Origin of the sequence: Gimesia aquarii (assembly GCF_007748195.1) — a bacterium.
In the GTDB taxonomy this organism is placed as follows: domain Bacteria; phylum Planctomycetota; class Planctomycetia; order Planctomycetales; family Planctomycetaceae; genus Gimesia; species Gimesia aquarii.
This window is the reverse complement of record NZ_CP037920.1, coordinates 3,965,207-3,988,531: the sequence shown is the minus strand read 5'-3', so window position 1 is coordinate 3,988,531 and position 23,325 is coordinate 3,965,207. Positions and strand designations below refer to the sequence as shown.

22 protein-coding genes are annotated in these 23,325 nt (G+C 45.0%); 10 read left to right on the top strand and 12 right to left on the bottom strand.

Annotated elements, in window-relative coordinates; genetic code table 11:
* Positions 1-20: 20 nt before the first annotated feature.
* Positions 21-1,448, bottom strand: a complete 1,428-nt coding sequence (locus V144x_RS15460) for a hypothetical protein (protein WP_144986029.1) — start codon at positions 1,446-1,448, stop codon at positions 21-23.
* Positions 1,448-2,344, bottom strand: a complete 897-nt coding sequence (locus V144x_RS15455; protein ID WP_144986028.1) for a hypothetical protein — start codon at positions 2,342-2,344, stop codon at positions 1,448-1,450. Before V144x_RS15455 ends, V144x_RS15460 begins: the two co-directional genes overlap by 1 nt.
* 338 nt (positions 2,345-2,682) lie before the next feature.
* On the opposite strand from V144x_RS15455, the gene V144x_RS15450 reads away from it, so the two are divergent.
* The 6 genes from V144x_RS15450 to V144x_RS15425 all read left to right on the top strand — a co-directional run bounded on the left by V144x_RS15450 (position 2,683) and on the right by V144x_RS15425 (position 9,470).
* Entirely contained in the window at positions 2,683-5,838 is a 3,156-nt protein-coding gene (locus tag V144x_RS15450; RefSeq protein ID WP_232102541.1) for a DUF1553 domain-containing protein, read from the top strand.
* A gap of 3 nt (positions 5,839-5,841) precedes the next feature.
* A complete protein-coding gene (locus tag V144x_RS15445; protein WP_144986026.1) occupies positions 5,842-7,278 on the top strand; it encodes a DUF1501 domain-containing protein in 1,437 nt (478 codons plus the stop codon).
* 45 nt (positions 7,279-7,323) lie between these two features.
* On the top strand, positions 7,324-7,644 hold the full coding sequence (locus tag V144x_RS15440; RefSeq protein WP_144986025.1) for a DUF971 domain-containing protein: 321 nt from the start codon (positions 7,324-7,326) through the stop codon (positions 7,642-7,644).
* Between the two features lie 205 nt (positions 7,645-7,849).
* Positions 7,850-8,200: a hypothetical protein gene (locus tag V144x_RS15435; RefSeq protein WP_144986024.1), complete on the top strand. Its 351-nt coding sequence runs from the start codon at positions 7,850-7,852 to the stop codon at positions 8,198-8,200.
* Positions 8,201-8,275: 75 nt separating this feature from the next.
* Complete coding sequence (locus tag V144x_RS15430; RefSeq protein WP_144986023.1) at positions 8,276-8,704, top strand: hypothetical protein; 429 nt, start codon at positions 8,276-8,278, stop codon at positions 8,702-8,704.
* Positions 8,705-8,777: 73 nt separating this feature from the next.
* Complete coding sequence (locus tag V144x_RS15425; RefSeq protein WP_144986022.1) at positions 8,778-9,470, top strand: alpha/beta fold hydrolase; 693 nt, start codon at positions 8,778-8,780, stop codon at positions 9,468-9,470.
* Positions 9,471-9,666: 196 nt separating this feature from the next.
* Here the strand turns inward: V144x_RS15425 and V144x_RS15420 are convergent, their stop codons facing one another.
* Together V144x_RS15420 and V144x_RS15415 are read right to left on the bottom strand one after the other, a co-directional pair.
* On the bottom strand, positions 9,667-10,092 hold the full coding sequence (locus V144x_RS15420; RefSeq protein WP_144986021.1) for a hypothetical protein: 426 nt from the start codon (positions 10,090-10,092) through the stop codon (positions 9,667-9,669).
* 130 nt (positions 10,093-10,222) lie between these two features.
* On the bottom strand, positions 10,223-11,149 hold the full coding sequence (locus V144x_RS15415; protein ID WP_144986020.1) for a DUF1559 domain-containing protein: 927 nt from the start codon (positions 11,147-11,149) through the stop codon (positions 10,223-10,225).
* 312 nt (positions 11,150-11,461) lie between these two features.
* Between V144x_RS15415 and V144x_RS15410 the strand changes: the two genes are divergently transcribed.
* Positions 11,462-12,034, top strand: a complete 573-nt coding sequence (locus V144x_RS15410) for a sigma-70 family RNA polymerase sigma factor (protein ID WP_144986019.1) — start codon at positions 11,462-11,464, stop codon at positions 12,032-12,034.
* The gene (locus tag V144x_RS15405; protein ID WP_144986018.1) at positions 12,031-13,806 is read left to right on the top strand and encodes a LamG-like jellyroll fold domain-containing protein; all 1,776 of its coding nucleotides are present in this window, start codon (positions 12,031-12,033) and stop codon (positions 13,804-13,806) included. The genes V144x_RS15410 and V144x_RS15405 overlap by 4 nt, the downstream gene beginning before the upstream one ends.
* A 39-nt stretch (positions 13,807-13,845) precedes the next feature.
* Here V144x_RS15405 and V144x_RS15400 read toward each other — a convergent pair whose 3' ends face one another.
* The 4 genes from V144x_RS15400 to V144x_RS28405 all read right to left on the bottom strand — a co-directional run bounded on the left by V144x_RS15400 (position 13,846) and on the right by V144x_RS28405 (position 17,290).
* A complete protein-coding gene (locus V144x_RS15400) occupies positions 13,846-14,124 on the bottom strand; it encodes a hypothetical protein (protein ID WP_144986017.1) in 279 nt (92 codons plus the stop codon).
* Positions 14,125-14,172: 48 nt separating this feature from the next.
* Positions 14,173-15,453 carry an ankyrin repeat domain-containing protein gene (locus V144x_RS15395; protein WP_197998452.1) on the bottom strand — a complete coding sequence of 427 codons (1,281 nt, stop codon included), beginning with the start codon at positions 15,451-15,453 and terminating at the stop codon, positions 14,173-14,175.
* Positions 15,454-15,601: 148 nt separating this feature from the next.
* A complete protein-coding gene (locus V144x_RS15390; protein ID WP_144986015.1) occupies positions 15,602-16,687 on the bottom strand; it encodes a hypothetical protein in 1,086 nt (361 codons plus the stop codon).
* Positions 16,688-17,125: 438 nt separating this feature from the next.
* A complete protein-coding gene (locus V144x_RS28405; protein ID WP_197998451.1) occupies positions 17,126-17,290 on the bottom strand; it encodes a hypothetical protein in 165 nt (54 codons plus the stop codon).
* Positions 17,291-17,827: 537 nt separating this feature from the next.
* On the opposite strand from V144x_RS28405, the gene V144x_RS15385 reads away from it, so the two are divergent.
* Together V144x_RS15385 and pyrE are read left to right on the top strand one after the other, a co-directional pair.
* Complete coding sequence (locus tag V144x_RS15385) at positions 17,828-18,523, top strand: M24 family metallopeptidase (protein WP_144986014.1); 696 nt, start codon at positions 17,828-17,830, stop codon at positions 18,521-18,523.
* Entirely contained in the window at positions 18,474-19,076 is a 603-nt protein-coding gene (pyrE, locus tag V144x_RS15380; RefSeq protein ID WP_197998450.1) for an orotate phosphoribosyltransferase, read from the top strand. The genes V144x_RS15385 and pyrE overlap by 50 nt, the downstream gene beginning before the upstream one ends.
* A 58-nt stretch (positions 19,077-19,134) precedes the next feature.
* On the opposite strand, the gene V144x_RS15375 is transcribed toward pyrE, so the two are convergent.
* The 4 genes from V144x_RS15375 to V144x_RS15360 form a co-directional block, all read right to left on the bottom strand.
* Positions 19,135-20,898 carry a glycosyltransferase family 39 protein gene (locus tag V144x_RS15375; protein WP_144986013.1) on the bottom strand — a complete coding sequence of 588 codons (1,764 nt, stop codon included), beginning with the start codon at positions 20,896-20,898 and terminating at the stop codon, positions 19,135-19,137.
* A 55-nt stretch (positions 20,899-20,953) separates the two neighbouring features.
* A complete protein-coding gene (locus tag V144x_RS15370; RefSeq protein ID WP_144986012.1) occupies positions 20,954-22,108 on the bottom strand; it encodes a hypothetical protein in 1,155 nt (384 codons plus the stop codon).
* Between the two features lie 202 nt (positions 22,109-22,310).
* On the bottom strand, positions 22,311-22,676 hold the full coding sequence (locus tag V144x_RS15365; protein WP_144986011.1) for a hypothetical protein: 366 nt from the start codon (positions 22,674-22,676) through the stop codon (positions 22,311-22,313).
* 232 nt (positions 22,677-22,908) lie between these two features.
* On the bottom strand, positions 22,909-23,280 hold the full coding sequence (locus V144x_RS15360; RefSeq protein WP_144986010.1) for a hypothetical protein: 372 nt from the start codon (positions 23,278-23,280) through the stop codon (positions 22,909-22,911).
* Positions 23,281-23,325 lie beyond the last annotated feature (45 nt).

Genomic DNA, 23,325 nt, shown 5'->3' with positions numbered 1-23,325 from the left:
AAACATTTTTTGATTACGCGTTATTCTTGGTCGCAGATCCATTGTCCCGCTATAAACAGGACGGCGGCACCCGAAATCTGCATTAAAAATCGTTGGCTTGATTCTCCAATATGTTCTTCCACCGCTGTGGGAGCGATCATTCCAGCGATTAGTAGCGCCGCCAATGCTCCCAGTATATTCAATAATAGAAACAGTTGATTAGGTTTGATTGCTTTGAGTGGGAACGCGACGAAAGAGAGAATCAGCATCCACCATTGCAATCCCCATTTACCAGCTTGAAGAAACATACGCCAGAGCAAATGTTGGATTGCCCAGGTAAGCGCGGCCATACCTTCAGCAAAAGTTGAAATTTGCATCCTGCTGAAATACCCCATTTCGGTAGTCGATGGAAGTTGGCCTCTATGATAAAACCATGGTGCAACAACAATCACTGTAGTGATTCCAAATTTGAATATTGATGTTACGGCCAATACGAACTGGTTTCGAAAATAAATCAGCGTAATGATGGATAAGGCGATGAGGTCGATGAGGAAAAAAGCGATTCCTTCATCCTTTGTAAAAATAGTCATTCCTGCCGTCAGTCCTGCAATGATCAAATAGCGCGTAGAAGTAGATCGCTTCTCCTCCGAATTTTTGAGACCACTGAGGTAACGCCAGAGATAGAGCAAAGTCACTGTATGAAAGCAGGCAATAGGACCATCAGCCTGACCTGAAAGAAAGCCGTATTCAAATGGCACCATTACAGGAACGGTTGCAAGCATTAATGTGAACAGCCAAGGGCGAACTTTTTGTCGCGTGAATTGTAAAAATACTCCGAGAAATGTAAGAGTCATTCCGACATAAAGCAAGGGAAACATGATTTTTGACCAACGGTCATTGACTTCTCCGAACAGCAAGTAGAAGTGAGCTTCATTTAGTGGGATCAACAATGGGTATTTAGGGTGATACTGCACAAAATCGGGATGTAACAAGGATTCGCTTTGAATTGTGCCTTCCTGAAAAATGACAATCGCTTTGAGCCCGAAAATAGCACGTTCATCCCAAAAACGTTGAGGGGTCATCAGGCATTGTACTATTGTACTTACTGATAGAAATAAAAGGATTCCCAGACAAAGACGTTGGAAATCTATTTCTGCGGTGGACTCAGTACAATGACTCTTTTGTTTTAGAGATCGATTTTGCACAAATAGAGTGCCTATGCCGACAAATATTCCCATGCTCATCCAAATGTAGGCGAGCAGAGATGTAAATGATAGACCAGACATTCCCCACAGCAGATAGAACAGTGCGGTTCCACCAAATCCAAGTATGACTCCCAGGCCAAGAACTTCTACGAGGTGAGTAAAGGGTTCTGAAGACTTTACTGGTTTTGGAAGCAGGTTGACTGAAAAGGCAATACCAATTCCCCATACTCCAATTACACCCAACAGTGTCAAGGCCATGTCCATCAAGGCACTACCACCTGTTCTGGTTTTGGGGGGAATGAAAATGTTGTCGAAGGAGTGATTTGATGAAGTCTTACATTGTAAGTTGGTTGATGGCCATATCCGTATTTCTTCTGCAGAAATTGTAACCAGCGAGGATCTTCGCGAAATCGATCATTCTCGAGATAATCTGCTCCCTCATAGTATTCAAGAATATAATCGGGATTGAGTTTGGAAATGTATTCAGCATCAAGATCTGATAGTCGATATGCTTTCAGTTGTCTTTGTTGATGCTCTTTGGGAATGACAAATTCACTCTCGGGATGGATTGGGTGAAATAATTTTCGTGGGAGAAGATAGTACGAAAGAAAGAACAGTTTTTGATCGCTCAATACCAGGATTCGTGCATCCTCATCTGTTGTTTCTTTCAGAAAACGGATCACGTCTCGATTGGAATCGCTCATATTCGGCAAAATCGTGGCACCGGAATTAAAATGATACCAGGGCCAGTCTTCAATTCTTCTCCAGGCACCACCTGCAAAATGTACTATTCCGAGACTGAACCAGGCAAGCAGTAAAAAACGAAACAGAATCGTACGTTTTGATTGAGAATGCCCTTGTTTTCTGATCGTAGTTTGTTCGGCAACAATCCCCCAGCAACGCGAAGTAAATTGAATCAGACTTGAGTAATAATAAAAACAGAAGAGTGTAAGTAGAGAGAGAATCGAGATCAAAATTCGCAAGAAAACTAGAATTGCAGTCGCTTGTTCATGGGCTGCAAACTGTGAAAACTGGTCAGGAGCGGCACGTTTGATCATCCAGGACTGAAAAAATTCTGTTGGCATCAGCCATAAGAAAAAAAGACCCGGAATCGAAACGATCAGCAGTAACAAGAGGATCATTCGAAACAAGCGTGTCATGCTTAAAGCTCAAGAGACGAGATGCAGATAAGTTGAACAGATTTTAAGACAGAGATTGAGTCTATTCCTTCTCTGAGACGTTGTCAATAAGTCTGATGACTTCATGAGCAGATAAGAAATGCATCATTCTCTGGAATCGAAAATGGAGACTTGAAATGTGATACGATTTATAATCTTGCCAGCAAAAGTATGATGCACCCGAGTTAGAGTCGTGATACAATCATTGTTCCGATGAGCCTGCATCGTTTTTCAGTTCAACCCCGGTGGGGTATGTCGATTCGAGGACAAATTTGATGAGACTGAGATCGCGGAGTATTATTTTTTTGATGAGTCTGTTGATGACTTTCTTTATAGGAATGAGTCCAACAACAGGAGCAGAAATTGATTTCAACCGTGATGTACGACCGATCTTATCTGATCTCTGTTTTCAGTGTCATGGACCGGATAAGTCGCAACGCAAAGCGGAATTAAGACTTGATTTAAAATCAGGTTTATTTGGTACTGACGCTGAATCAGGCGTGATTATCTCTGGCAAGCCAGAAGAGAGTGAACTGTTTTCCCGGCTGATTACTTCAGATCCCGACTTACAAATGCCCCCTCCCCAGTCTGAGAAACAAATTACGGCTGCACAAATCGCAACAATCAAACAATGGATTACTTCCGGCGCGCCATGGCAGAACCATTGGGCTTTTATTCCACCGCGGCGTCCAGAGGTTCCTCAGGTAAAACAGTCAAATTTGGTGCGGAATCCAATTGATGCGTTTATTCTCGACCGACTCGAAAAGGAGGGACTGACTCCGTCCGCTGAAGCAGAAAAAACGACGCTCATTCGTCGGCTTAGCCTGGATCTCACGGGGCTACCACCGACCCTGGCTCAACAGCAAAAATTTCTGAATGATCAATCATCAACTGCTTATGAATCTTTGGTCAATCGATTGTTAAAATCACCGCATTATGGTGAGCGAATGGCAATGGAATGGCTGGATGCTGCCCGATATGCAGATACGAGCGGTTATCAGACTGATGGTGAACGGCATATGTGGCGCTGGCGCGAATGGGTGATCGAGGCGTTCAACAGTAATTTGCCCTTCGATCAATTTACAGTGGAACAATTGGCCGGTGACCTGCTTCCCAACCCGACACTCAACCAGCGGATTGCAACCGGTTTTAATCGAAATCATCGAGCCAATTCTGAAGGGGGGATTATTTTCGATGAATATCTGCTGGAGTATGCAGTTGACCGGGTGGAGACAACGGGCACTGTCTGGCTCGGTTTGACGATTGGTTGCGCTCGCTGCCATGAGCATAAATACGATCCCATTTCACAAAAAGACTTTTATCAATTGATCGCTTTTTTCAATAATATTCCTGAGCGTGGTCGGGTGATTAAATACGGGAATGCAGCGCCATTTGTGAAAGCGCCGACCCAAAAACAGCAACAAAAACTGGCTCATTATGATAACGAAATTAAGCAGCTTGAAGAGTATTTACGAGACGTGGAACCCGAACTACGGCAATTGCAAGTCGCCTGGGAGCAAGATGCGTCAGGAGAAGATACGATTAAGAAAGTTCCGGAAAAACAATTAGCATACCACGTTAAATTTGAAGGTGACTTGCGAATGCAGGTGATTGGAGAGCAGAACAAGGATTTTTACGCGAAGAAAGCGAACGCTGCCTCTGATACCACGGTCGTAAAGCAAGAAAAGGTTTCTTCAAAACCCAAATTTGCTGAGGGGATTGAAAATCAGGCATTGAAATTACATGGTGAGCAGAAATTTAGCACAGATAAAAAACCAACATTGAGCGACAAGAATCCATTTACGATTGCTTTCTGGGTTAAACCGCAACAGAAGGATGGTACGATTCTGGCTTCGTTAACTCCCGCACAGGATGAAAGCGGTTTTCGTCTTTTCCTCGATGATGGCAAAGTTAAAATATTCATGGGGGCGCGGTGGTTGGATGATGCGATTCGTCTGCACTCAACGCAGGCTTTGAAAGTCAATCACTGGTCGCATCTCGCCGTGACATATTCCGGTAATTCACAAGCGCGCGACATTAAACTTTATCTCAATGGAGTGGAGCAGGATTTAAAAATTAAATTGAATATGCTCACTGGGGGGTTTACTTTTCCTTCACCACTCCAATATGGAGCATATCACAAACAGGATTATTTTCGTGGTTTGATTGATGATCTGAAAATATTCCGTACTAATTTGTCGAGCGATCAAGTCGCGGTGTTATCGGTGACTGAATCGCTCAACCAGATCCTTAAGATTCCCAATGCGAATCGAACAAATTCCCAACGCTTGAAAGTGAAAAACTACTTTTTGACTTTTTTTGCTCCAGAGAAGCATCGTGTGGCCATCTCCAAGTTGAATACGCTCAAAGATAAACGACTTTTGTTTTATCGAAGTTTACCGACTAGCATGGTAATGCAGGAACGCAAGGAACCAAAATCAACGTTTGTGCTAATGCGTGGTGAGTATGATAAGCCGGGCGAAAAAGTGGCTGCTGATATCCCTGATAGTTTAGGGGTAATGCCAGAGGGATTGCCTCGCAACCGTTTGGGGTTAGCCCGCTGGTTGGTTGATCCCTCCAACCCATTAACAGCACGTGTCATCGTGAATCGGTACTGGCAAATGTACTTTGGTAACGGACTCGTGAAGACGGCCGAAGACTTTGGCTCGCAGGGGGACTGGCCGACGCATCCTGGTTTACTGGATTGGCTGGCTACTGAATTTATTCGTTCCGGGTGGGATGTCAAACAGCTACAGCGGCTCATTGTGACTTCTGCCACCTACCGGCAGTCTTCTCATATTTCTTCTATATTAAAACAATCTGATCCTGAGAACCGATTATTAGCCCGTGCCAGTCGATTACGTTTACCTGCAGAAACAATTCGTGATCAGGCATTATTCTCTGCGGGCTTGCTGCGTAAAAAAATTGGCGGTCCATCTGTAAAACCGTATCAACCCTCAGGGGTTTGGAAAGAGATTGCCAGTCAGGAATATCAACAGGGAACTGGAGACGATCTGTTTCGACGCAGTATGTATACCTATTGGAAGCGGACGGTACCACCTCCTGCGATGGCGACATTCGATGCTCCTTCGCGTGAAACATGTATTGTGAAACGTTCGCGCACAAACACGCCCTTACAGGCATTAGCATTGTTGAATGATGTTACCTATGTAGAAGCGGCAAGAAAGTTAGCGGAGCGAATGCTGCAACAGCAGACTCAACAGCCAGAAAAACGCATTCAATATGCGATGCGGTTGGTTCTGGCACGTGAGCTGGATGGACGCGAATCGAAAATTTTGCTCAAAGGCTATAATCGTTATTTAAAACGCTTTCAGGCTGATCCGGAAGCAGCAAAGAAGTTCTTGTCTTTAGGAGAATCTCGTTCCCAGAAACAATATAATATTGCAGAACATGCAGCATATACCGTCATCGCTAGCCTGATTCTTAATCTGGATGAAACAATCAACAGAGAATAACACATGCAAAATACATTTCATGGATTTCAGAGTGCGGTAAATCGGCGTGCATTTCTTCGCAAAAATGCTGCCGGTGTAGGAATGGCTGCTTTGGCGACTCTGTTGCAAGAAGCGGAAGCGACAGATCAGCAAAAGGCCAGCATCAGCGGTTTACACTTCCCCGCGCGTGCCAAGCGGGTGATTTATTTGAGTCAGTCTGGGGCACCATCTCAGATGGACTTGTTTGATTATAAGCCGGAATTAAAAAAATATCATAAAACCGAACTGCCTGATTCAATACGCCGCGGGCAGAGATTAACGGGTATGACTTCCGGTCAAAAAAGTTTTCCTATTGCCGCATCCATGTTTCGATTTGCTCAACATGGTAAAAGTGGAACTTGGATGAGTGAGCTCCTGCCGCATACAGCAAAAATCGCTGATGAGATTTGCGTCGTGAAATCGATGTTTACCGAAGCAATCAATCATGATCCGGCAATCACATTTTTGCAGACAGGTAGTATTCAAGCGGGACGTCCCAGTATGGGTTCTTGGATTTCGTATGGTTTAGGTAGTGAGAATCGAGATCTGCCTACCTTTGTTGCCTTGACATCCGGTGCGGGTGGCCAACCATTGTATGACCGACTCTGGGGAAGTGGCTTTCTACCCACAAAACATCAGGGAGTGAAATTTCGTCGTTCCAGCGATCCCGTGCTCTTTCTTGCGAATCCACCAGGCATTGATCAACAGGTTCGTCGTGAAATGCTCGATGATTTAGACGCCCTGAATCGCTTGTCCCTAGAGCAAAAGGGAGACCCAGAAATCGCAACGCGGATTGCACAGTATGAACTTGCCTTTCGTATGCAGGCTTCCGTTCCAGAATTGGCTGATCTCTCAAAAGAAACTGCAACAACATTTGAATTATACGGCGAGCAAGCAAAGCAGCCGGGCACATACGCTGCCAACTGTTTGTTGGCGCGACGTCTGGCGGAAAGAGGAGTACGGTTTATCCAGTTGTATCATCGTGGCTGGGATCATCATCTGAACTTACCAACAAAAATCAAGCAACTTGCTAAAGAAACGGATCAGGCAACAGCTGCTTTAATTCTCGATTTAAAACAACGAGGTATGTTGGATGATACGCTTGTCGTTTGGGCCGGAGAATTTGGGCGAACAGTTTATTGTCAAGGCACGCTGACTGCCACCAACTACGGGCGCGATCATCACCCACGTTGTTTTTCCGTCTGGACTGCCGGTGGTGGAATGAAACCAGGGATGACTTACGGGCAGACCGACGACTTCAGCTATAACATCACTGAAAACGCCCTACCCGTCCATGATCTTAATGCGACAATTTTGCATTGCCTCGGAATTGATCACAAAAAATTGACTTATAAATTTCAAGGACGCTACTACCGCCTGACCGATGTGCATGGTGATGTGGTGAAGCCGCTATTAAGTTAATGCCTGAAAAATCAAGTTGATGTTTATAAAAAAGAAGAATATAAAATGGAGCTTTTCCTTACAGAATTAAAGATTGTTGACGACAGTGCCTTACTCATTGAATGGAATGATGGTCTACGACGGCGTTATGAATTTTCGCAGTTACGTACTGCATGCCCTTGTGCCGCTTGCCGGCATAGTAAGTCTGAGGAACCTGCAGATCCTATGAAGCTTCCCCTGCTTTCACCCAGTGAGATTGAACCTATCAAAATTACACAAATGGTTCCCGCTGGTAATTACGCTTACCGGATCACCTTCAGTGATGGACACAATACAGGACTTTTTACCTTTGAACTTTTGAGGGAACTGGGTAACACTGTTGAGTAGAAATATTGGGGACATTACTCTTATATCCTTAAATAGTAATGCAATAAAGATACCTGTTGACTGGCGATTTTGTTTTTTGATACGATCATAATATGGTCGAGAGTTGGATATTGTAGGTTAGCAGACTGTCGCATAAGCGGTTTCGTTGGTTCTAAATGAAGCCGAATCGTAAACAATTCAAAATCCAATGTAAGGAGTTCCGACGATGAAAAAATGGTCTCTTTCACTGATGGTAGTGACGTTACTGTTTTGTATAACTGTTGAAGGATTAAAGAGTGCTCCTGAAACAGAGAACGCTCAAACAAAGTCGGATGCCAAAGTAACCAAATTACTCGAGCGGATTGCAAAGCTCGAAAAACGAGTTGCGGACCTGGAAAAGCGAAGTGTCAAAAACACAGTTCCTGTGACGCTGACACCTCACGTTCCTAAAATGATTCCTCAATCGGTTAATCCCCTACCACACAAAGATTGGAAACGTAAACAGTTTAATGGACTCGATTACTATATTGTGCCCCTCAATACCTCAGAGAGTTCATCAACAAAATATGCTCGCTGAATGTTATCACCATTTTGATGGAAACGGATAGTGCTTCCATCTCGTTCAAGTTCATCGACATCAGAGCTTCAGAATATGAGGCAGCTCATATTAGTATTCGGTCTGGTATTCATCTGCGGTTGTGGGCCGTCTGATAATGCATCGACTCAAAAACCAAACGTAACCAAAGCAGTTGTCGACTCATCACCGAAACCGAGCGCCTTTCGGTTTGACGAACAGAATCTTGTTATATATCTCAATACCCAAATTGCGCCCCCCCAGTCTCAGCGATTCGACATTGGACAGGGTTCCATCACACTTGAAACCTTGCATGTTAAAGATAATAAGCTCACGTTTCAGTACACACCTGAGATCGAAGGTGGGTACACAATCTATGAATGCACTGTGCCTGTCTCTTCGGCTCCTTTGGAATTTAAGGTTACCTCCGATGGTATTCCAGGTGCAACATCGTTTAGTCTTGAGAACTGCAAAAAAATTCGCAGTGGAAATTTACACTTGGAGTGAAACATCATACAACAAACCTGCATTCTATTTGCATGTTTACGATGGTTTATCGTTCTAGAGAGTAAGATCATAGATGAAAGAAACACTGATATTGATTCCTGGTTTGGGTAGTACAGAGGTTATATGGCAGCACCAAAAACAACATTTGGGAGAGCTGTTTGATGTACAAGTAAAGGTATTTGACCAAGCTCTTCGTAGGGCAGAACTCGTGGATTCGTTTCTCAGCCAGGCACCCGACCATTTTTGTCTGGCTGGACATTCTTTTGGTGGATGGCTTGCACAAGCAGTTGCAGCGACTGCACCCGAGAGAGTTTCAAAATTAATGTTGCTTAATACATATTCCAGATACAATGCAGAACACCTTCAGCTTCTCGACCAGTTTTTGAGTAATATTAGAAGTAATTTATTGATTGAAACATTGGATGCAAACCTGATCAATATTATTCACCCTGATCGCATCCAGGATCAGGAACTTGTCAAGCCGCTTCAGGAGATGTTAAAAGGGTTTTCGCCTGCTGGTTATGAACATCAGGTTCAAGCCATGGTCAATGATTACGCGACTGAGACCCTGTTGCCTAACATTGCCTGCCCCACTTTGGTTGTGCATGCACGAGAAGATAAGACCTTTCCCACCGAAGAACTTCAGTTTATTACCGATCATATTCAAGCTGCGAAATTCACAATCATTGAAGAGTGCGGTCACATGTCTCCCATGGAACGTCCCCAGGCAATCACTGCTCTCATGCGATTATGGTTCGATTCATAAACGAACTGATCAATCGATGAAATAATCTCGAGCGGTGAGTATAGAAGCTTGTCAGCCTGCCAAACAGGCCCGATCTAGTTCGATCTAATTGGCAGACTGACTTTTCACTTCCATTATTAGTCGAGACATCTATTTATTTGATGTTCATGAATTATTGTTAGCGGCTGCTAGAGTGCTAGTTCAATGTTTTCACTGATTATTTTTTCAAATCAAAGCTAACGGTATTCTCTTCATCGCCCTTGATCAGAGCGTTTAGACCAGATTTTTTGACATCGTTGTATTTTTGGGGAATGAGCGAAATGGTTCCCATGCCAGAGGGATCTTTAGGGTCGGGCTTCGTTGAGAAAATAGTGACTTTAGCATCGCCAACCGGGGCACCATCTCCTTTGGTTGTCGTTGTGACTTCGACAATTTTGCCTTGCTTGATTGTTCCTGAAGCGGACCGGCCTGAAGTCGGATGAAAAACGATGGTTCCTTCTTCGAGTGGTTTTCCATTGAATTGAATTGTTCCTGTCACCGCAGCAACGGTTGGGGCATCATTAGCCCCTCCGCCACATCCGTGAACTGTTAGACAAATCAAGAGAAATAAAAGACAAACGATTCCTGACTGAGAGCCTGACATAAATCGCCTTTCAAGTTGAGATGATTTGATTTTGTAGAGCAAGAGGTTAATTCGATCATGCCTTACTTCATGACAACTACACAAAGTAAGGTAGATGATCGAATTCTTGGTTGAATTAGAAGTGAAAAGCTTAACCACCAAATCCACTTACGGTATTGCCGTCTGCTTTGTCTCCCAGGTTGCGATAAAGATTACCATCGATATTTTCGCTTATAAAATGCACACTACCGTCAGCCATCGTAAAGAAGGCCCCTCCTTCGTGTCGGCTGCGAAAACCGATGCAGACATTGGCATCTCCGACACCGAGTGTACCGTCGATCAATTCCTCATTCCGGAAATTGATAGGATGTGCCATTGTCCCCCAGCTTTGGTAACCCCAGTCTTGCCAGCGACAGAAAGCCCCCACGACTTCTCCAATCATGATTGTATTTGTTGTTCCATCGGTCACATGGCTGATTTTTGCAGAGTATCCACTTCGGCTGAACATGCCCCGTACATCACTAGATTTAGGAACGCCACCAAATTGGGCAAAAGCAGCGCCTGAGGTTCCAGGCGTGGTAGCAGTAGAGTTGGGATGCCCTCCAGCTGAAATCGCGTAGTTTGTTTGTGCTCGTTCAGCAGAACCACCATCGTCAGCACCAATACCTCGATCTTGAGCCAATGGATCAGAAGGACACATGACTACAGCAAGATTGTTTTGCTTCAAGGTAAGATTAGTTCCACTCATGCCATTTGTGCTGAAATTGATCTGATTGTAAATGGTTGCCTGATCAACATACGGCAAAATACGAACCGTCCAACTGTGTCGAATACGCGATGGTTGTGCGAGACAACACGTTTGCTGAATTGGGAATTGTGAAAACACATCGTGATAATTATGGAAGGCCAGCCCCAGTTGTTTCAAATTATTCTTGCAGGAACTTCGTCGAGCCGCTTCACGGGCCTGTTGCACGGATGGCAATAAGAGTGCGATCAGAATCGCAATGATAGCGATCACGACCAACAGTTCAATAAGAGTAAATCCTTTTGAGTTGTGTCTAAGTGTGGTTCTGGGCATTAGCGGCGCGTCCTAATGAATAAAGGAAAAATGAAAATGTTCAGCGAGGCCCGATGCCGAAAAATGCTGAAATATGGTTTTCGTTAGTAATAGGCGTTATTAAAAATTGGACTTGTTCCGGAAACATGTAGAGAGCTATCGTGGTAATGTTGGGGAATGATCTTGCATAAGTAGTCTGGAATATGAGCATTCTCCAGGCATTTACTGCCGAAGAGTTCAAATCTTGACACCCTTTTTCTGTTTTTTATGAAAAATGAATGAATTCATTCACTATTCATGGCCATTTACAGTGTCTGCGGCAGTTTACTTGTAATGGAACATTCAAAAAACATCCTGCGATATTCCAATCATGCTTCATCTTCTCGAGATGAGGAAGCGGAACGGTTCGTGCGCCTGTTTACAGAGAATGAACGGCGGATTCGTTCCTATTTATATAACTTCCTGCCGGGCAACAATGAAGTGGACGAAGTCATGCAGGAAATCAGTACCGTTCTCTGGAAGAAGTTTGGAGAACTTGAAGACGACTCCGGTTTCCTGCCATGGGCCTATGTGATTGCACGGTACGAGATACTGATGTACCGTCGCAGGCTTTCACGAGATCGTCTGGTTTTTGGTGAAGGTTTATTGACCACACTATCAGAAGAATACGCAAATGAAGAGGAACACGAACGCGGAGAAATACGGAAAGCCCTGGATGGTTGCCTGAATAAGCTTACCGAAGAGGATCGTCGGTTGCTGATGGTGGCCTATGGTGGAGGGATGAAAGTAAATCAGTTGGCCGAGCAACTGGACCGAACCGTCAACAGTGTTTACAAGAATATTAGTCGGCTGAGACGGCGCTTGGAAAAGTGTGTCCGGCTGCAAACTGAGGCTTCAGTACGATGAATTCAAATTCTGGACATTCAAAAGACTCTGTAGCGACCAACGAATTAATCGATCGTTATTGTTGCGGCATTATCTCTGCTGAAGAGTTTGCCACTCTGGAAGCGATCCTGGAATCGGATGCTGACGCACGCGTTGAGTTCCGGCGTCAGATGCGAGTACACTCTTCACTTTATGAGGTTGCTGATCTGGTTGCCGGTAGTAATGAAGAATTTGGTCCCTTGCCACCTCCTGTTAGAAGACGTTCTCAATCAGCCATCAATCGTTCAGGAAAACACTGGGCTGCCATCTCTATAATAACAGTACTCACCATCATAGTGGGGCTGAGTATGTTCTGGTCAAGGCAGCAAAGAGAGAAAGGAAGTCTTGCTGAAAAACAGAAACCGGTAATTACAGTTCCCTCCAGCAGTGCTGAGAAACCACTCGTGGCCACAAAGCCGGAAGAGCAAGTTTTAGATTCACCTGAGCAACCTTCGTATGCTTTACCATCAAATCCGAACCCCTCTGGTAAATCTGTAGCTGTGCTACAAAGCTTGGCAAATGTAGTTTGGGGGGCCTCTTCCAAAGCATATCGTTCCGGAGATTCGATTGAGTCCGGGCCAATTAAAATCGATGCCGGCGTGGTGGAAATTGTTTTGCTCAGTGGCGCTTCTGTCATCATCGAAGGCCCGGCAACTCTGGATCTGAAGACGCCCTTTAAAGGTGTGTTACACAGCGGAAAAGTTCGCGTGCATGTGCCTCCTCAGGCCAGAGGTTTTGTGATTGAAACCTCCAAAGCACAATATGTTGATCTGGGGACAGAATTTGCCGTGGAAGTCAAAGGCAATGGTGACCAGGAACTACATGTCTTTGATGGCGAGGTCGAAGTGCGGCCTAACACAGAGAATTCGTCGGCGCGATTGATCAAGTCGGGGGCAGGACTTTCCATCAATACAGAAAGCCTCTGGGAACCCATTAAGTCAGATCCGAATCGTTTCACGAACAGCAAACTGGTATCTCAAATGGTGGCACAGTCTGCGGCCGATACATATGACAGGTGGAAGCTGAGCCGTGAATTCGTTCGATCTCACCCTGCTCTGATCGTGCACTTCGAATTCGAGTTAGATGCCGACAGACCACAGACGTTAGTCAATCTGCAAGACGAGAAAACCCATGGTGCCATTATTGGATGTCGATGGACTGAAGGGCGTTGGGCTGGCAAAAAGGCTTTGGAATTCAAGCGGCCTAATGACAGAGTACGGCTCGACATTCCTGGTAAATATGATTCTTTGACAATGACAACTTGGATGCGCCTGGATGGCTTCGATCGTTCATTCAATTCCGTCATGTTAACGGATGAGTTTGAAGAAGGAGACGTGCACTGGCAAATCCGATCGGATGGCACAATTGACCTCGGGGTTCAGCCAAAAGATACAAACCGGCTACTATTCCTTACAAAACAAGTCATGTTACATTACAACGACTTGGGACGCTGGTTCCATCTCGCCACTGTGATTGACCGTCCACGCAATCAGGTGACTCATTATCTTGATGGAATTCCCGTCTATCATGAGAAACTGTCAACGGGAAACGACAGCACCAGAGAACCAGTCATCGAACCGTTTAAGCTGCGGATCGGAAAAGCCGAACTTGGGAACTGGAGCCCTCCACCAAATCGGAATTACAAATCGGATCAAGTCAGAAATTTGAACGGTCGGATTGATGAATTCTCCATCTATGGAACAGCATTGTCGGATGCCGAAATTCAGACACTATTCCAACTGGGCAAGCAATAACACCAAACTTCCGAAAATCGGTTCCCTTCTCAACACCAACTACGAAATCTCGATCACCTGACAGACACTTTCGATAAACATATCCGGCGGGTAAGTTGCTTCCCCTGTTAACTCGATCCGCAATGCCCGCCATTCGCGACAGAGCTCAGCTACCTCAGACTTTGACGGCTCGCCTTCGAACATTTCTAAATCACGCACCATCCGGTCGCGAATTTCACGGACTGCATCAATACCAGCAGGGTCTTGATGCCAGTTTCCGAGTGCTCCGAAATATTCGTACGTTGTGTCAATCAATCCGATTAAGTTCTCTGCCGCCATTCGATCACCTTTCAATACTTTACTTGTGATTCAATTGTATTTAGCAGTTCATGTTCGCTTCCGCCATTTGAATGATGAAAGATCTAACTCGAATTGCTGTGCGTTAGGAATGAGTTCAGCTTCATCATTTTTCTTGATGACTTGAATCTTTCCAGCCTCTACACGAATCACATTCTTCGTAGGATCATAACTCGCACGATGTTCATAGAGCCAACCCGGCATTTCTCCTGTTGTGTTAACTGTTTCAATTTTCCAGGATCCCACCTTCAATCGATACACGGGAGTTATCCCATCGACCCGCTGCTCGGGATAACCCAAGCATCCGATTATGTAGATCCAGTCGCCCACAAGTGTGGCCGTATGAAAATCGGTCGGGGGAAAGACATCTTTGGGGTAACCATAGATCTCAAAAATGCCCTTCCCATCATGAACTACAACATCGTTGTAGATATAGAAATCAGGGTCATAATAATCTTCATGTTCGCCCCCAATTTGCACGAAACGACCATCTTTCAGCGGCGTTAAAGAAGAACCAAAGCGATCATAGCACCAGACAGTTCCATCAAAGGAATCGCTATCATTGAAATGCCCGCGCGCTCGGTAGGCATTACAGCCAATGCGGATCATGTCGTTCCAGAACGGATTTTCCATGCGTTCCGGATTCTGGGTTCCATATTTGGGTGATTTATAAGTCTGATAATCTTGGGGTGATGACTGAAATGTTGCTTTATCGCTCAGTCCCAGGAGCAAACGTTTCATTTCAGGCATTGCCAGATTCAAGTCGTCTCCGGCTTCCAGAAACAGGTTCAGAATTTCGACGTTGTAAACATCGCCGATAATAGGTTCCACTGTCGGATTTTGACCCATTTCAGCCATCATCTGACTGGTTTCTTCCATGGACTCTTGCCATTCCTCTTTAGTCATCACCCCCTTGAGTTCTTCTGGAAGCTCAGACTGACTCAGGTCGAAAGTAATCTCGCCATAGTCAATTTTCTTAAGTGCATATTTCGGATGCAGACCTCGATCAACACCGCGCTTGAGGAGATACCGTACCCCCTCCACAAAATTGGCATGAACGGCGTGTCTGAGCGCGGTCGCATTAAAATCGTCCGTCAATTCCGGGTCAGCCCCCTGCTCAATGAGCAGTTTTATCTTTTCAGAATCTTTAGCGACAATCGCCACCATCAATGCGTTTTCCCCATTGCGACCCGGTGTATTGACATCGATGCCAGTTTTCAACTGCTCCTGCAGTTCTTCTAGTGAGCCGTTCTTGACAATTTGATGAAATTGAATGACTTCCTGGCTCACCTCTTTTTTGGGTTCCGACATCACGTTTGGCTCCTGCTTTTGATCATCACACGCCATGCTACACATTGACAGGAACGACACGAGCCATATAGTAACGGTTCGTTGAGAATAATGAGTTGAATGAGACATACGTAGTTTCCAATCAGAGCCAATCGGCCCTTCGTTTGATTCATTTCTCGTGAGGGGTGGCTACAGCACTAAAAGGATTCTTGCTGGAACGCACCTCTTTTTGACCATCCTTGAAAGTCGTGGTCGTCGTTTTGGAGACACCTTCAATATTCCATTTGATTCTCGATCCACGGAGTGTAAATGAAACATGATCAATGACTACTTTGTCTTTTGATTTCTTATTCTTGTTGGTTGCCTTGTTGAGAGCATCGGCAACTTGTTGAATCTGCTCAGTAAAATGATTGTCGTTGACCACAAAAGTATCGTTTTTTTGTTTTGCGATGAATGAGAGAACGTCCAAATTAGCATTCTTACCTAGTGCCTGAACGAACTCTTTTGGAAGATAAAACCGTCCCTGAATAGTTTTGCTGTCGACGGGTTCCCAACCAATCAAAAACGATATCGTATTTTCTTCTTTCTTCTTTCCGAAAGAGAAATCGTACAGCATTTCTGCACGCAATTTTTCTTTCAATCGCCAGTACTCAAAACTGTGATCTTTAAAGGGCACGTTGAGAGATTTATTTCCCCCCGTTACAAGAAACACACTCTCATCACCATCCTTCGTCAGGATCTTACCGTTGTCGGTGACAATCGCCACGTGCATACATTTCTGTGTGCCGTTTGGGTAGTGCTGTATGCAGGCGACAATATCGCCTTTCTTTCGTGCGGACTCACCGTTAATTTTTTCACAAAATCGTGGCATAAATTTAAGATAAAAATCGTTGGCTCCCGGACCGCGTAGTTCCGCAACACGATTTCGCGAGGAGAGGTTGCCGCCCCAAAATAGACGTTCAGTAATAAAACCGACGCAGTCCTGCTCCGTTGCCGGCCCCTGTTTGCGAATGCATTGGTTCGTATCCAGAATATCGCCATATCTTTTGGCTTCTTTGGTAAGCGTGTCACTCCTGGCAGTGCTGGTGATTTTGTCGGTACGAATGAAGTACACGAGTTCAAGTGGCTTGACGCTGGAATTCTTTGAAATTGGTGAGAAACGAACTTGAATCGATTGTGCCTGAGCAGTCTCGTTCTCATTTAGAGCAGCAAACGCGAACACAAAACCGGCAAGAATGGTGCAGCAACGAAACATGGTACTCCCCTTCTTCAAGTAACTCAAAATAGAAACAATTCGGCACGCTCCTTCTGCTGTCATGACGCTTACAATAGTCAGCCTCTCCCTCATCTTTCACAGTACCAGAGAGACATCAAAAATCCTAGAACAGAATGTCGAAACACAACCTGAAAAGAGGGGAATCTGGTTCCTGATTTTCAGTGTTGATTTTCGACTTGACACCGTCGTGACTCTGACGAAACTGCTTGCTTAAGTGGCTCGCGCGCGCGAGTGAGAAAATTCTGTGAGTGAAGAAAGCAACGTAGGTCATGTTGATCACCATCAAAAACCCTACGATAGTAGAGTCTGTGAAAAGCGTCCCCAAAACGAATGCCGTTTGAGCACCTGAATTTCGATCCATTTTTGACAACATTCGAGACAAATCTGCGCAAATGTGGTTCCGCGTTGAACCATCTCTCAGACAAAACTGCGCAAATCCACATTGACCACCCCATGCCCTTCACCATAATTGACACCATTGAAACAACAGGCCTCTGCTCGTAATAATTTATCCTCCGCGTGCCACTGTCGGCTGGCCCGACAGTGCTTGGTATAGAACAGACAAACCAGAAGATCATCCACATAGTTCTACTTCGTTTGTGTTAAAAATGACATTGGAACCAAGGGTCAGTTCAATCAAGGAAACAATCATTGCTGAAACAAAACATTTGATCTCTGTTAAACTCTAAGCATCTCAGCCAAACTCATTTGGCATTAAGACTGATTGCCCCTGTTTTTCACTGTCGGACGAGCCGACAGTGCCACCCGCTAATAAAACACGTCGGAAAGAGTTTACCCGATATTCCCCAATACACCACAGATGAAGATCCTTCACGTGTCATTCGAGCATAGTAGATAAAGATTGCTAGGTTTTGGTTCTCAGCTGAAATGACTGTTACTTAAACAGAAAAAAACAGAGTCTTCAGACTGGTTTTATTTTACAAAAATTTCGTGCCTTTCGTGTCTTTCGTGGTAGTACAAAATCCGCTTTTCGCTCACATAATGACTACCAGACTTGTTTTTTAGAACGAGAGAGTATACTTGTAAACTGGTGCCATTGTAGTGGTGGGAAGCAGTTTAACTACATAATCAGTCAGTGTTGGTAGGAGACCATAACTCATGATTCCGTCTTCTCAATATCTTGCTGTCCAGCGAGCCGCCAAACAGGTTCTTACCGAGATTTCGGACTTCATTTCTCCGACATCCACAGAACGGAGTATCGCGACATTTGCAACCAAACGACTTGCACGGCTCGGGTTTTCACAGACGTGGTATTATGCTTGTCCCGCACTTGTTCTGTTGGGCGCTCGAAGTTGTTTATCCATCTCCGGTCGTGACTACAAACCTGATACGGAGCCTGTAGGCGAAACAAACCTTGTCACCGTTGACCTGAGCCCGTGCAAAGAATCATTTTGGGGAGATTGTGCGAGGTCTTTTGTCGTCGAAAATGGCCGCGTTGTCTGTACTCCAGTTGACGTTGAGTTTCAGCGCGGGATTGCATTTGTTAAGGAGCTACACATTCGGGTTCGAAGTTTTGTGACGCCACAAACAACGTTTGGCGATCTATATAGTTTTGCGAATCAGCAGATTACTTCGGAGGGATTTGAAAATCTAGACTTCCTTAGCAACGTTGGACATAGCATCGCAAAGACATTGGACGATCGTGAGTTCGTTGAGGAAGGTAATTGTCGCGCTCTTGGTGCTGTGCCAGGTTTTACGTTTGAACCACATGTTCGGAAAATCGGCAGTCGATGGGGATTCAAGCATGAAAACATTTACTACTTCAACGATGCTGGTAATCCTACGGAACTCTAACATTTTTAAAGACTACAAATATGGGAGAAAAGTTTTGAACCTCGCCTTAAGGATCAAAGAAGCCGCTGAAATTCATGGAGATTTCACTCTGCGCAGTGGCAAGAAAAGCAATCTGTACTTTGATAAGTACCGTTTTGAGTCCGATCCACTTCTGTTGGCTGACGTTGCCAAAGCAATGTCACCATTGGTACCAGCAAAGACGCAGGTGCTGTGTGGATTGGAAATGGGAGGCATCCCCGTCGTCACAATGCTCAGTCACTTCTCTCAACTTCCAGCGGCGTTTATTCGCAAAGCACCAAAGGAGTATGGCACGTGCAAGTTCGCCGAGGGAGCGGACCTGGCCGCGAAGCGGATTGTCCTGGTCGAGGACGTTGTATCGAGCGGAGGTGCGATTATTGATGCAGCAAACATGCTGAGGGCAAGCGGAATCGACGTGGACACTGCAATCTGTGTCATCGACAGGCAAACCGGCGGAGCAGAAAATTTGCGGAAAGCCGGCATTTCCTTAATTAGTGTTTTACAAGCAAGTGACATTGAAGCTGCATCGAACTGAAATCGGTTCCTGGAACCTTTGATTTATCGATAAAATAGTTGTTCCTAGTTCTAAACCATTAGCTCTGTGGTGGCCGAAACACGAGCGTGGCGTCTCCCACTCGGGCAAATGGCGTTTGGTGCCTTAAGAATACGAATCGCCGGTCTCGGCTCCAAAGTTGATTCACGCTTATCGCATACCAGATAGGACGAACGTTTTGTTGATGTGCTGAGGCCAGCAAATTCTCGTTATCTACAAGAGGCACTTTCCAATGACGCTTTGGAACCGGTGAATCAATAGCAGCAATAAAAGGTCCCGCTTTGGGATGATTACTGCACCACTCTTCTAAAGCGGCCAGATCTTGACCAACGCTAATATTTGTTCCCAAGAGGTGTTCATGCCCGTGTCTGGGACCACCGGCAACTTCATTGAAATAGGCCAAAGTGTGTGGGCTCAGATATAGCGACGAACAAATATGATTTAAGATGGCAGCACACAGTATAAAGATGCCCGCTAATCGGAAGATGCTTTGTGATCCACGGTCTAAATTCTGCGGGTATTTTTTGGAGAGCTTATCCACGAATAGTAATCGAACCCACGTACTGGCGAAAATAAACACGAACGGAAGAATTGGAATGACATAACGATAGTGAGCGTTCATCCCAATCTGCGAGCTAACAATCACAAGTACAGCCAACGCAGGCGAAATCACCAAAAGCAGTTTTGTCGTCGGAGGGCCGCCGGCGAACAAAGCGAATATCGTGGCGACGATAAACATCAGCCACAAGCCAGAAGTTTCTTTCACGAGTAATGCGTATAGATAGTACCACCACCATCCGGGTGATCGCCATTCCCCACGGAGGTACGAAAAGTTCCGCTGTTCAAAATCAAATTTCTGTTTGTCTAATCCGATGACAAACGAAATAGGGAACGGAATAGGCACACCAGCGATGAACGAGTTGCTAAAAGTATTTTGGTCAACAGACGGTATTGCGGTAAGAGCAGTTTCCTTTCCCCCAAAAAAATGGCTTACGAATTTGATTTTACCTAGAGGGGTTCCTGTCCCCTTGAAACCGTATCCCACATTCAAGGTGATGACTGCCACAATAATTATAGTCACCATCTTTGGTAGTTCGGCCCGAAAGTTTTGTTTTCCGGCAATCCATCGAATGATTAACCAAAGGATTGGCCACAAAGGAAGTAATACTATCCATGTCAACTTACCAAGTAGAGCTAATCCAAGCAGGCCACCAGCAACAAAGGTACGGTGCCAGGAAGGAATGTCTAGCCATTTGGACAGACTATAGCTTGCAAGCAGTCCAAGCACTGATGCTCCGAGGTCACAGGCCATTAGCTGTCCGTAAGCGAGGATAGAAGGAGAGAAGCACCAGAGTGTCAGAGATACAAGGCCACCAGCAGTTCCACTGAGTTCCCGTCCCCATAAGTAAACCACAATTCCACCAAGCACACTGAATGGAATACAGGCCCATCGGCTCCACACGAATAAACTCTGGAAGTGTTGGCTATTCCACGAGATGAATGATCGGCCAAGCGAATACTCGGGTCGCAACGAATCCTCAATGTCGGAAGGCTCCACTAAAAAATGAGCTTGAGCAAGCACGACAGGAATCGTCGCAATCAATCGAAGCAGTGGTGGGTTTACTTCGTAAAGGTCGACCTTCCCTGTCTTCCAATGATAGACACCTGCTACCATCGCTGAAGTCTCCAGCGATGTCGGGCTAATCCTCGCAGCGCCGTAGGAAAGTAGGCCGATGTGGCAAGTTAGCAGCAATATAACCATAAGACGCGAGGGAGTACAAACCATTCGAATTTGATCGAACATCAATATTAAGATAACCTCTCAATTCTTGACTATATTGACATGCTCGCTGCCCGTTTTATTTTCCTGCATTAGTAGTTTTTTTGCGTCGCTTTACTAATCCAAATACTATCAGAAAAACTCCAGCTGCGATCAAATTTGCCACCAAGATCCACGATCTTTTACTGAAACCATCACTATTTTCTGCTGATGTATTTGTGAAACCAGCCTTATCGTCAACATGAATCCACTCTCCTTTGATCCGGTCATTGACCTCAGTTCCTGGTTCAAATTCAACAGTCAGATCATCTGAATTGAGTTTATCAATTGAAATTATCTTCGCTTCCGATGCGTTGACGGTTGCGTAGCCATCTTGAATAGATCTTTGATTTGCAGCTATGATTTCTGTTTTCCAAGGGAACCATACGCCGTCGATCTCCTTTGCCTCATGAATTACTTCGTTATATTCATAACGTATTACTCCTGGATTCGGAGAACTGGCACCATAGACTAACTTTCCGTGAATCATTACCGGAAGAAAGCCTCGTTGGGGGTCGAACACAAATTCATAAGTGCTGTTAATTTTTTTCTTTTTGTCGAACGTTTCGATCATACCAAAAACGCATCGGGAGAGTAAATCAGGATCCCCGGTAATCGTTGTATGATCCGAAAATTGAATCTGGCTGAGATGCCGCTTCAAAAACTTAAAAATGAACGCGTCTGGTTCATCATAGTCCCCATCAAACCAATAGTGGAAACGATTTGCCTTAATTAACATGTCTTCCTTTGTGTCAATTGCACCATAGACTCCCGACAGTTTACCATGTTTTGCTTTTGAACGTGATCGACCTTCTGAAACGTCAAGTGTTGTCTCAACATGCATTGTGGGTACGTTTTCACTATCGTCTGGAAGGTACCAATCGATGCTCGCCCAATAGTCGCCATCGAGAAAACGAATTTCCGTTTCGTAACGACCATGGTCCTTCCCCGGAATTGGCTCTCCTGCTTTGCCATCTTTGTAAGTAACGTTGTAGCTTTTCGTGACAGACTGAACGATGAGGTTTTTTAAGACTTGATCCCGTTCTTCTAATAGCGCAGAAAAGAGTGCAACTTGATCTTCTGAGGGGAGTGATAAAAAAGCTTTATTTGAGATCTCAGTAGCAGATGCATGTGGGACAAAGATGAGACCAAGCAACAATGTGAGTTTCGGAACAAAAAAATGGAATCGATTCATGAAAGTAACGCTTTCCTAGAGTGGTCAGTTGTTATTTATGCGCAGCGCATTTGCCTACTTCTTCAATGACAGCGTTAAAAAAACCAAAGAAGGTATCTGAGCGACTCCCTGTTCAGATACCTTCTAAACACCTTTTCGCAATGATCTTGTCCTTATCGAGCAAGTCGCAGTGACTACTTAAGCCTTAGGGGGCATAAGAGACCTAGCACGAGCTGAACGTACACGTGCCATCGGTCACGGTAATGTTGATGCTACAACCACAATCATCGGGGTCACATGTACCTGGATGTTTGGTGCCACAGTTTACAGGAGCTAGCCTGGGACATGTTTCGCCCTCCTTATAAAAGCACATCTTGGGGGGATAGGTTGTGGTTCCGAGGCACATGTCGCATGTACCACCAGCACAACTTCCTTCTCGTTCCAAGCGAGCACACTTATTGGGACCATGGTGATGACACTGCCACCCACCTACCGGTTTACACTCTGCGTTTTCCATATCTGCAGCGGATACCCCGATAGTGGTACCCAGAATAATTAAAGCGATTCCCAAAAATACTGTTTTAGACATTTGGTAGTTCCTTTTAATTAAGAGGTGGTGATGTGGCAGGCCAAACTTTCTTCTAGATGGGTTGAATAAAAGTACTGACCTGCATCAGTGTTAGTTTGAAATCTGTTCATACGATTCAACTCTTGACCACTTCACCAGATCGGAAAGTAAAAGTGGACCATTTTAAAAAAATCACAAACCATAATGCTCGAAGGAGTGCCCTCTGTGCAATTGATAATGCTTTGTGACAAGTCTAGCATGAACTAAAATTACAAGTGCCGTCTTTCACTGTGATATTGAATTCACAAAGACAATCCATACCGAGTTTTTTACATGTCCCCGGATGTTTGTCGCCGCAGTTTACTGGAGCTAATGGCGGGCAAGTTTCGCCCTCCTTGTAAAAGCACATCTTGGGCGGATAGGTCGTTGAACCCAGGCATTCGTAGCATGAACCACCACAGTTACCATTTTCGTTTTCCAACCGTTTACACTTACGTTCCCCTTGATGATGGCACTGAAAACTACCGACGGGTTTGCACTCGGAGTTTTGCAAGTCTGCACCGAATGCTGCAATGGTGGTACCCAACATAATCAGAGAGATTCCCAAAAAAACTGTTTTCGACATTTCTCGCTCCTTTAATTAAGGCTGATACGGCATACTATATTAATC

What these genes read in the sequence shown, in the direction of transcription:
- V144x_RS15405 (WP_144986018.1), top strand. Translation starts at nt 12,031, where the DNA reads ATGAATTCAAATTCTGGACATTCAAAAGACTCTGTAGCGACCAACGAA.
- V144x_RS15460 (WP_144986029.1), bottom strand. Translation starts at nt 1,448, where the DNA reads ATGGACATGGCCTTGACACTGTTGGGTGTAATTGGAGTATGGGGAATT.
- V144x_RS15360 (WP_144986010.1), bottom strand. Translation starts at nt 23,280, where the DNA reads ATGTCGAAAACAGTTTTTTTGGGAATCTCTCTGATTATGTTGGGTACC.
- V144x_RS15450 (WP_232102541.1), top strand. Translation starts at nt 2,683, where the DNA reads ATGACTTTCTTTATAGGAATGAGTCCAACAACAGGAGCAGAAATTGAT.
- V144x_RS15390 (WP_144986015.1), bottom strand. Translation starts at nt 16,687, where the DNA reads ATGTTTCGTTGCTGCACCATTCTTGCCGGTTTTGTGTTCGCGTTTGCT.
- V144x_RS15415 (WP_144986020.1), bottom strand. Translation starts at nt 11,149, where the DNA reads ATGCCCAGAACCACACTTAGACACAACTCAAAAGGATTTACTCTTATT.
- V144x_RS15365 (WP_144986011.1), bottom strand. Translation starts at nt 22,676, where the DNA reads ATGTCTAAAACAGTATTTTTGGGAATCGCTTTAATTATTCTGGGTACC.
- V144x_RS15430 (WP_144986023.1), top strand. Translation starts at nt 8,276, where the DNA reads ATGAGGCAGCTCATATTAGTATTCGGTCTGGTATTCATCTGCGGTTGT.
- V144x_RS15410 (WP_144986019.1), top strand. Translation starts at nt 11,462, where the DNA reads ATGGAACATTCAAAAAACATCCTGCGATATTCCAATCATGCTTCATCT.
- V144x_RS15395 (WP_197998452.1), bottom strand. Translation starts at nt 15,453, where the DNA reads ATGTCGGAACCCAAAAAAGAGGTGAGCCAGGAAGTCATTCAATTTCAT.
- V144x_RS15435 (WP_144986024.1), top strand. Translation starts at nt 7,850, where the DNA reads ATGAAAAAATGGTCTCTTTCACTGATGGTAGTGACGTTACTGTTTTGT.
- V144x_RS15400 (WP_144986017.1), bottom strand. Translation starts at nt 14,124, where the DNA reads ATGGCGGCAGAGAACTTAATCGGATTGATTGACACAACGTACGAATAT.
- V144x_RS15445 (WP_144986026.1), top strand. Translation starts at nt 5,842, where the DNA reads ATGCAAAATACATTTCATGGATTTCAGAGTGCGGTAAATCGGCGTGCA.
- V144x_RS15375 (WP_144986013.1), bottom strand. Translation starts at nt 20,898, where the DNA reads ATGTTCGATCAAATTCGAATGGTTTGTACTCCCTCGCGTCTTATGGTT.
- V144x_RS15440 (WP_144986025.1), top strand. Translation starts at nt 7,324, where the DNA reads ATGGAGCTTTTCCTTACAGAATTAAAGATTGTTGACGACAGTGCCTTA.
- V144x_RS15455 (WP_144986028.1), bottom strand. Translation starts at nt 2,344, where the DNA reads ATGACACGCTTGTTTCGAATGATCCTCTTGTTACTGCTGATCGTTTCG.
- V144x_RS15420 (WP_144986021.1), bottom strand. Translation starts at nt 10,092, where the DNA reads ATGTCAGGCTCTCAGTCAGGAATCGTTTGTCTTTTATTTCTCTTGATT.
- V144x_RS15370 (WP_144986012.1), bottom strand. Translation starts at nt 22,108, where the DNA reads ATGAATCGATTCCATTTTTTTGTTCCGAAACTCACATTGTTGCTTGGT.
- pyrE (WP_197998450.1), top strand. Translation starts at nt 18,474, where the DNA reads ATGAAAACATTTACTACTTCAACGATGCTGGTAATCCTACGGAACTCT.
- V144x_RS15385 (WP_144986014.1), top strand. Translation starts at nt 17,828, where the DNA reads ATGATTCCGTCTTCTCAATATCTTGCTGTCCAGCGAGCCGCCAAACAG.
- V144x_RS15425 (WP_144986022.1), top strand. Translation starts at nt 8,778, where the DNA reads ATGAAAGAAACACTGATATTGATTCCTGGTTTGGGTAGTACAGAGGTT.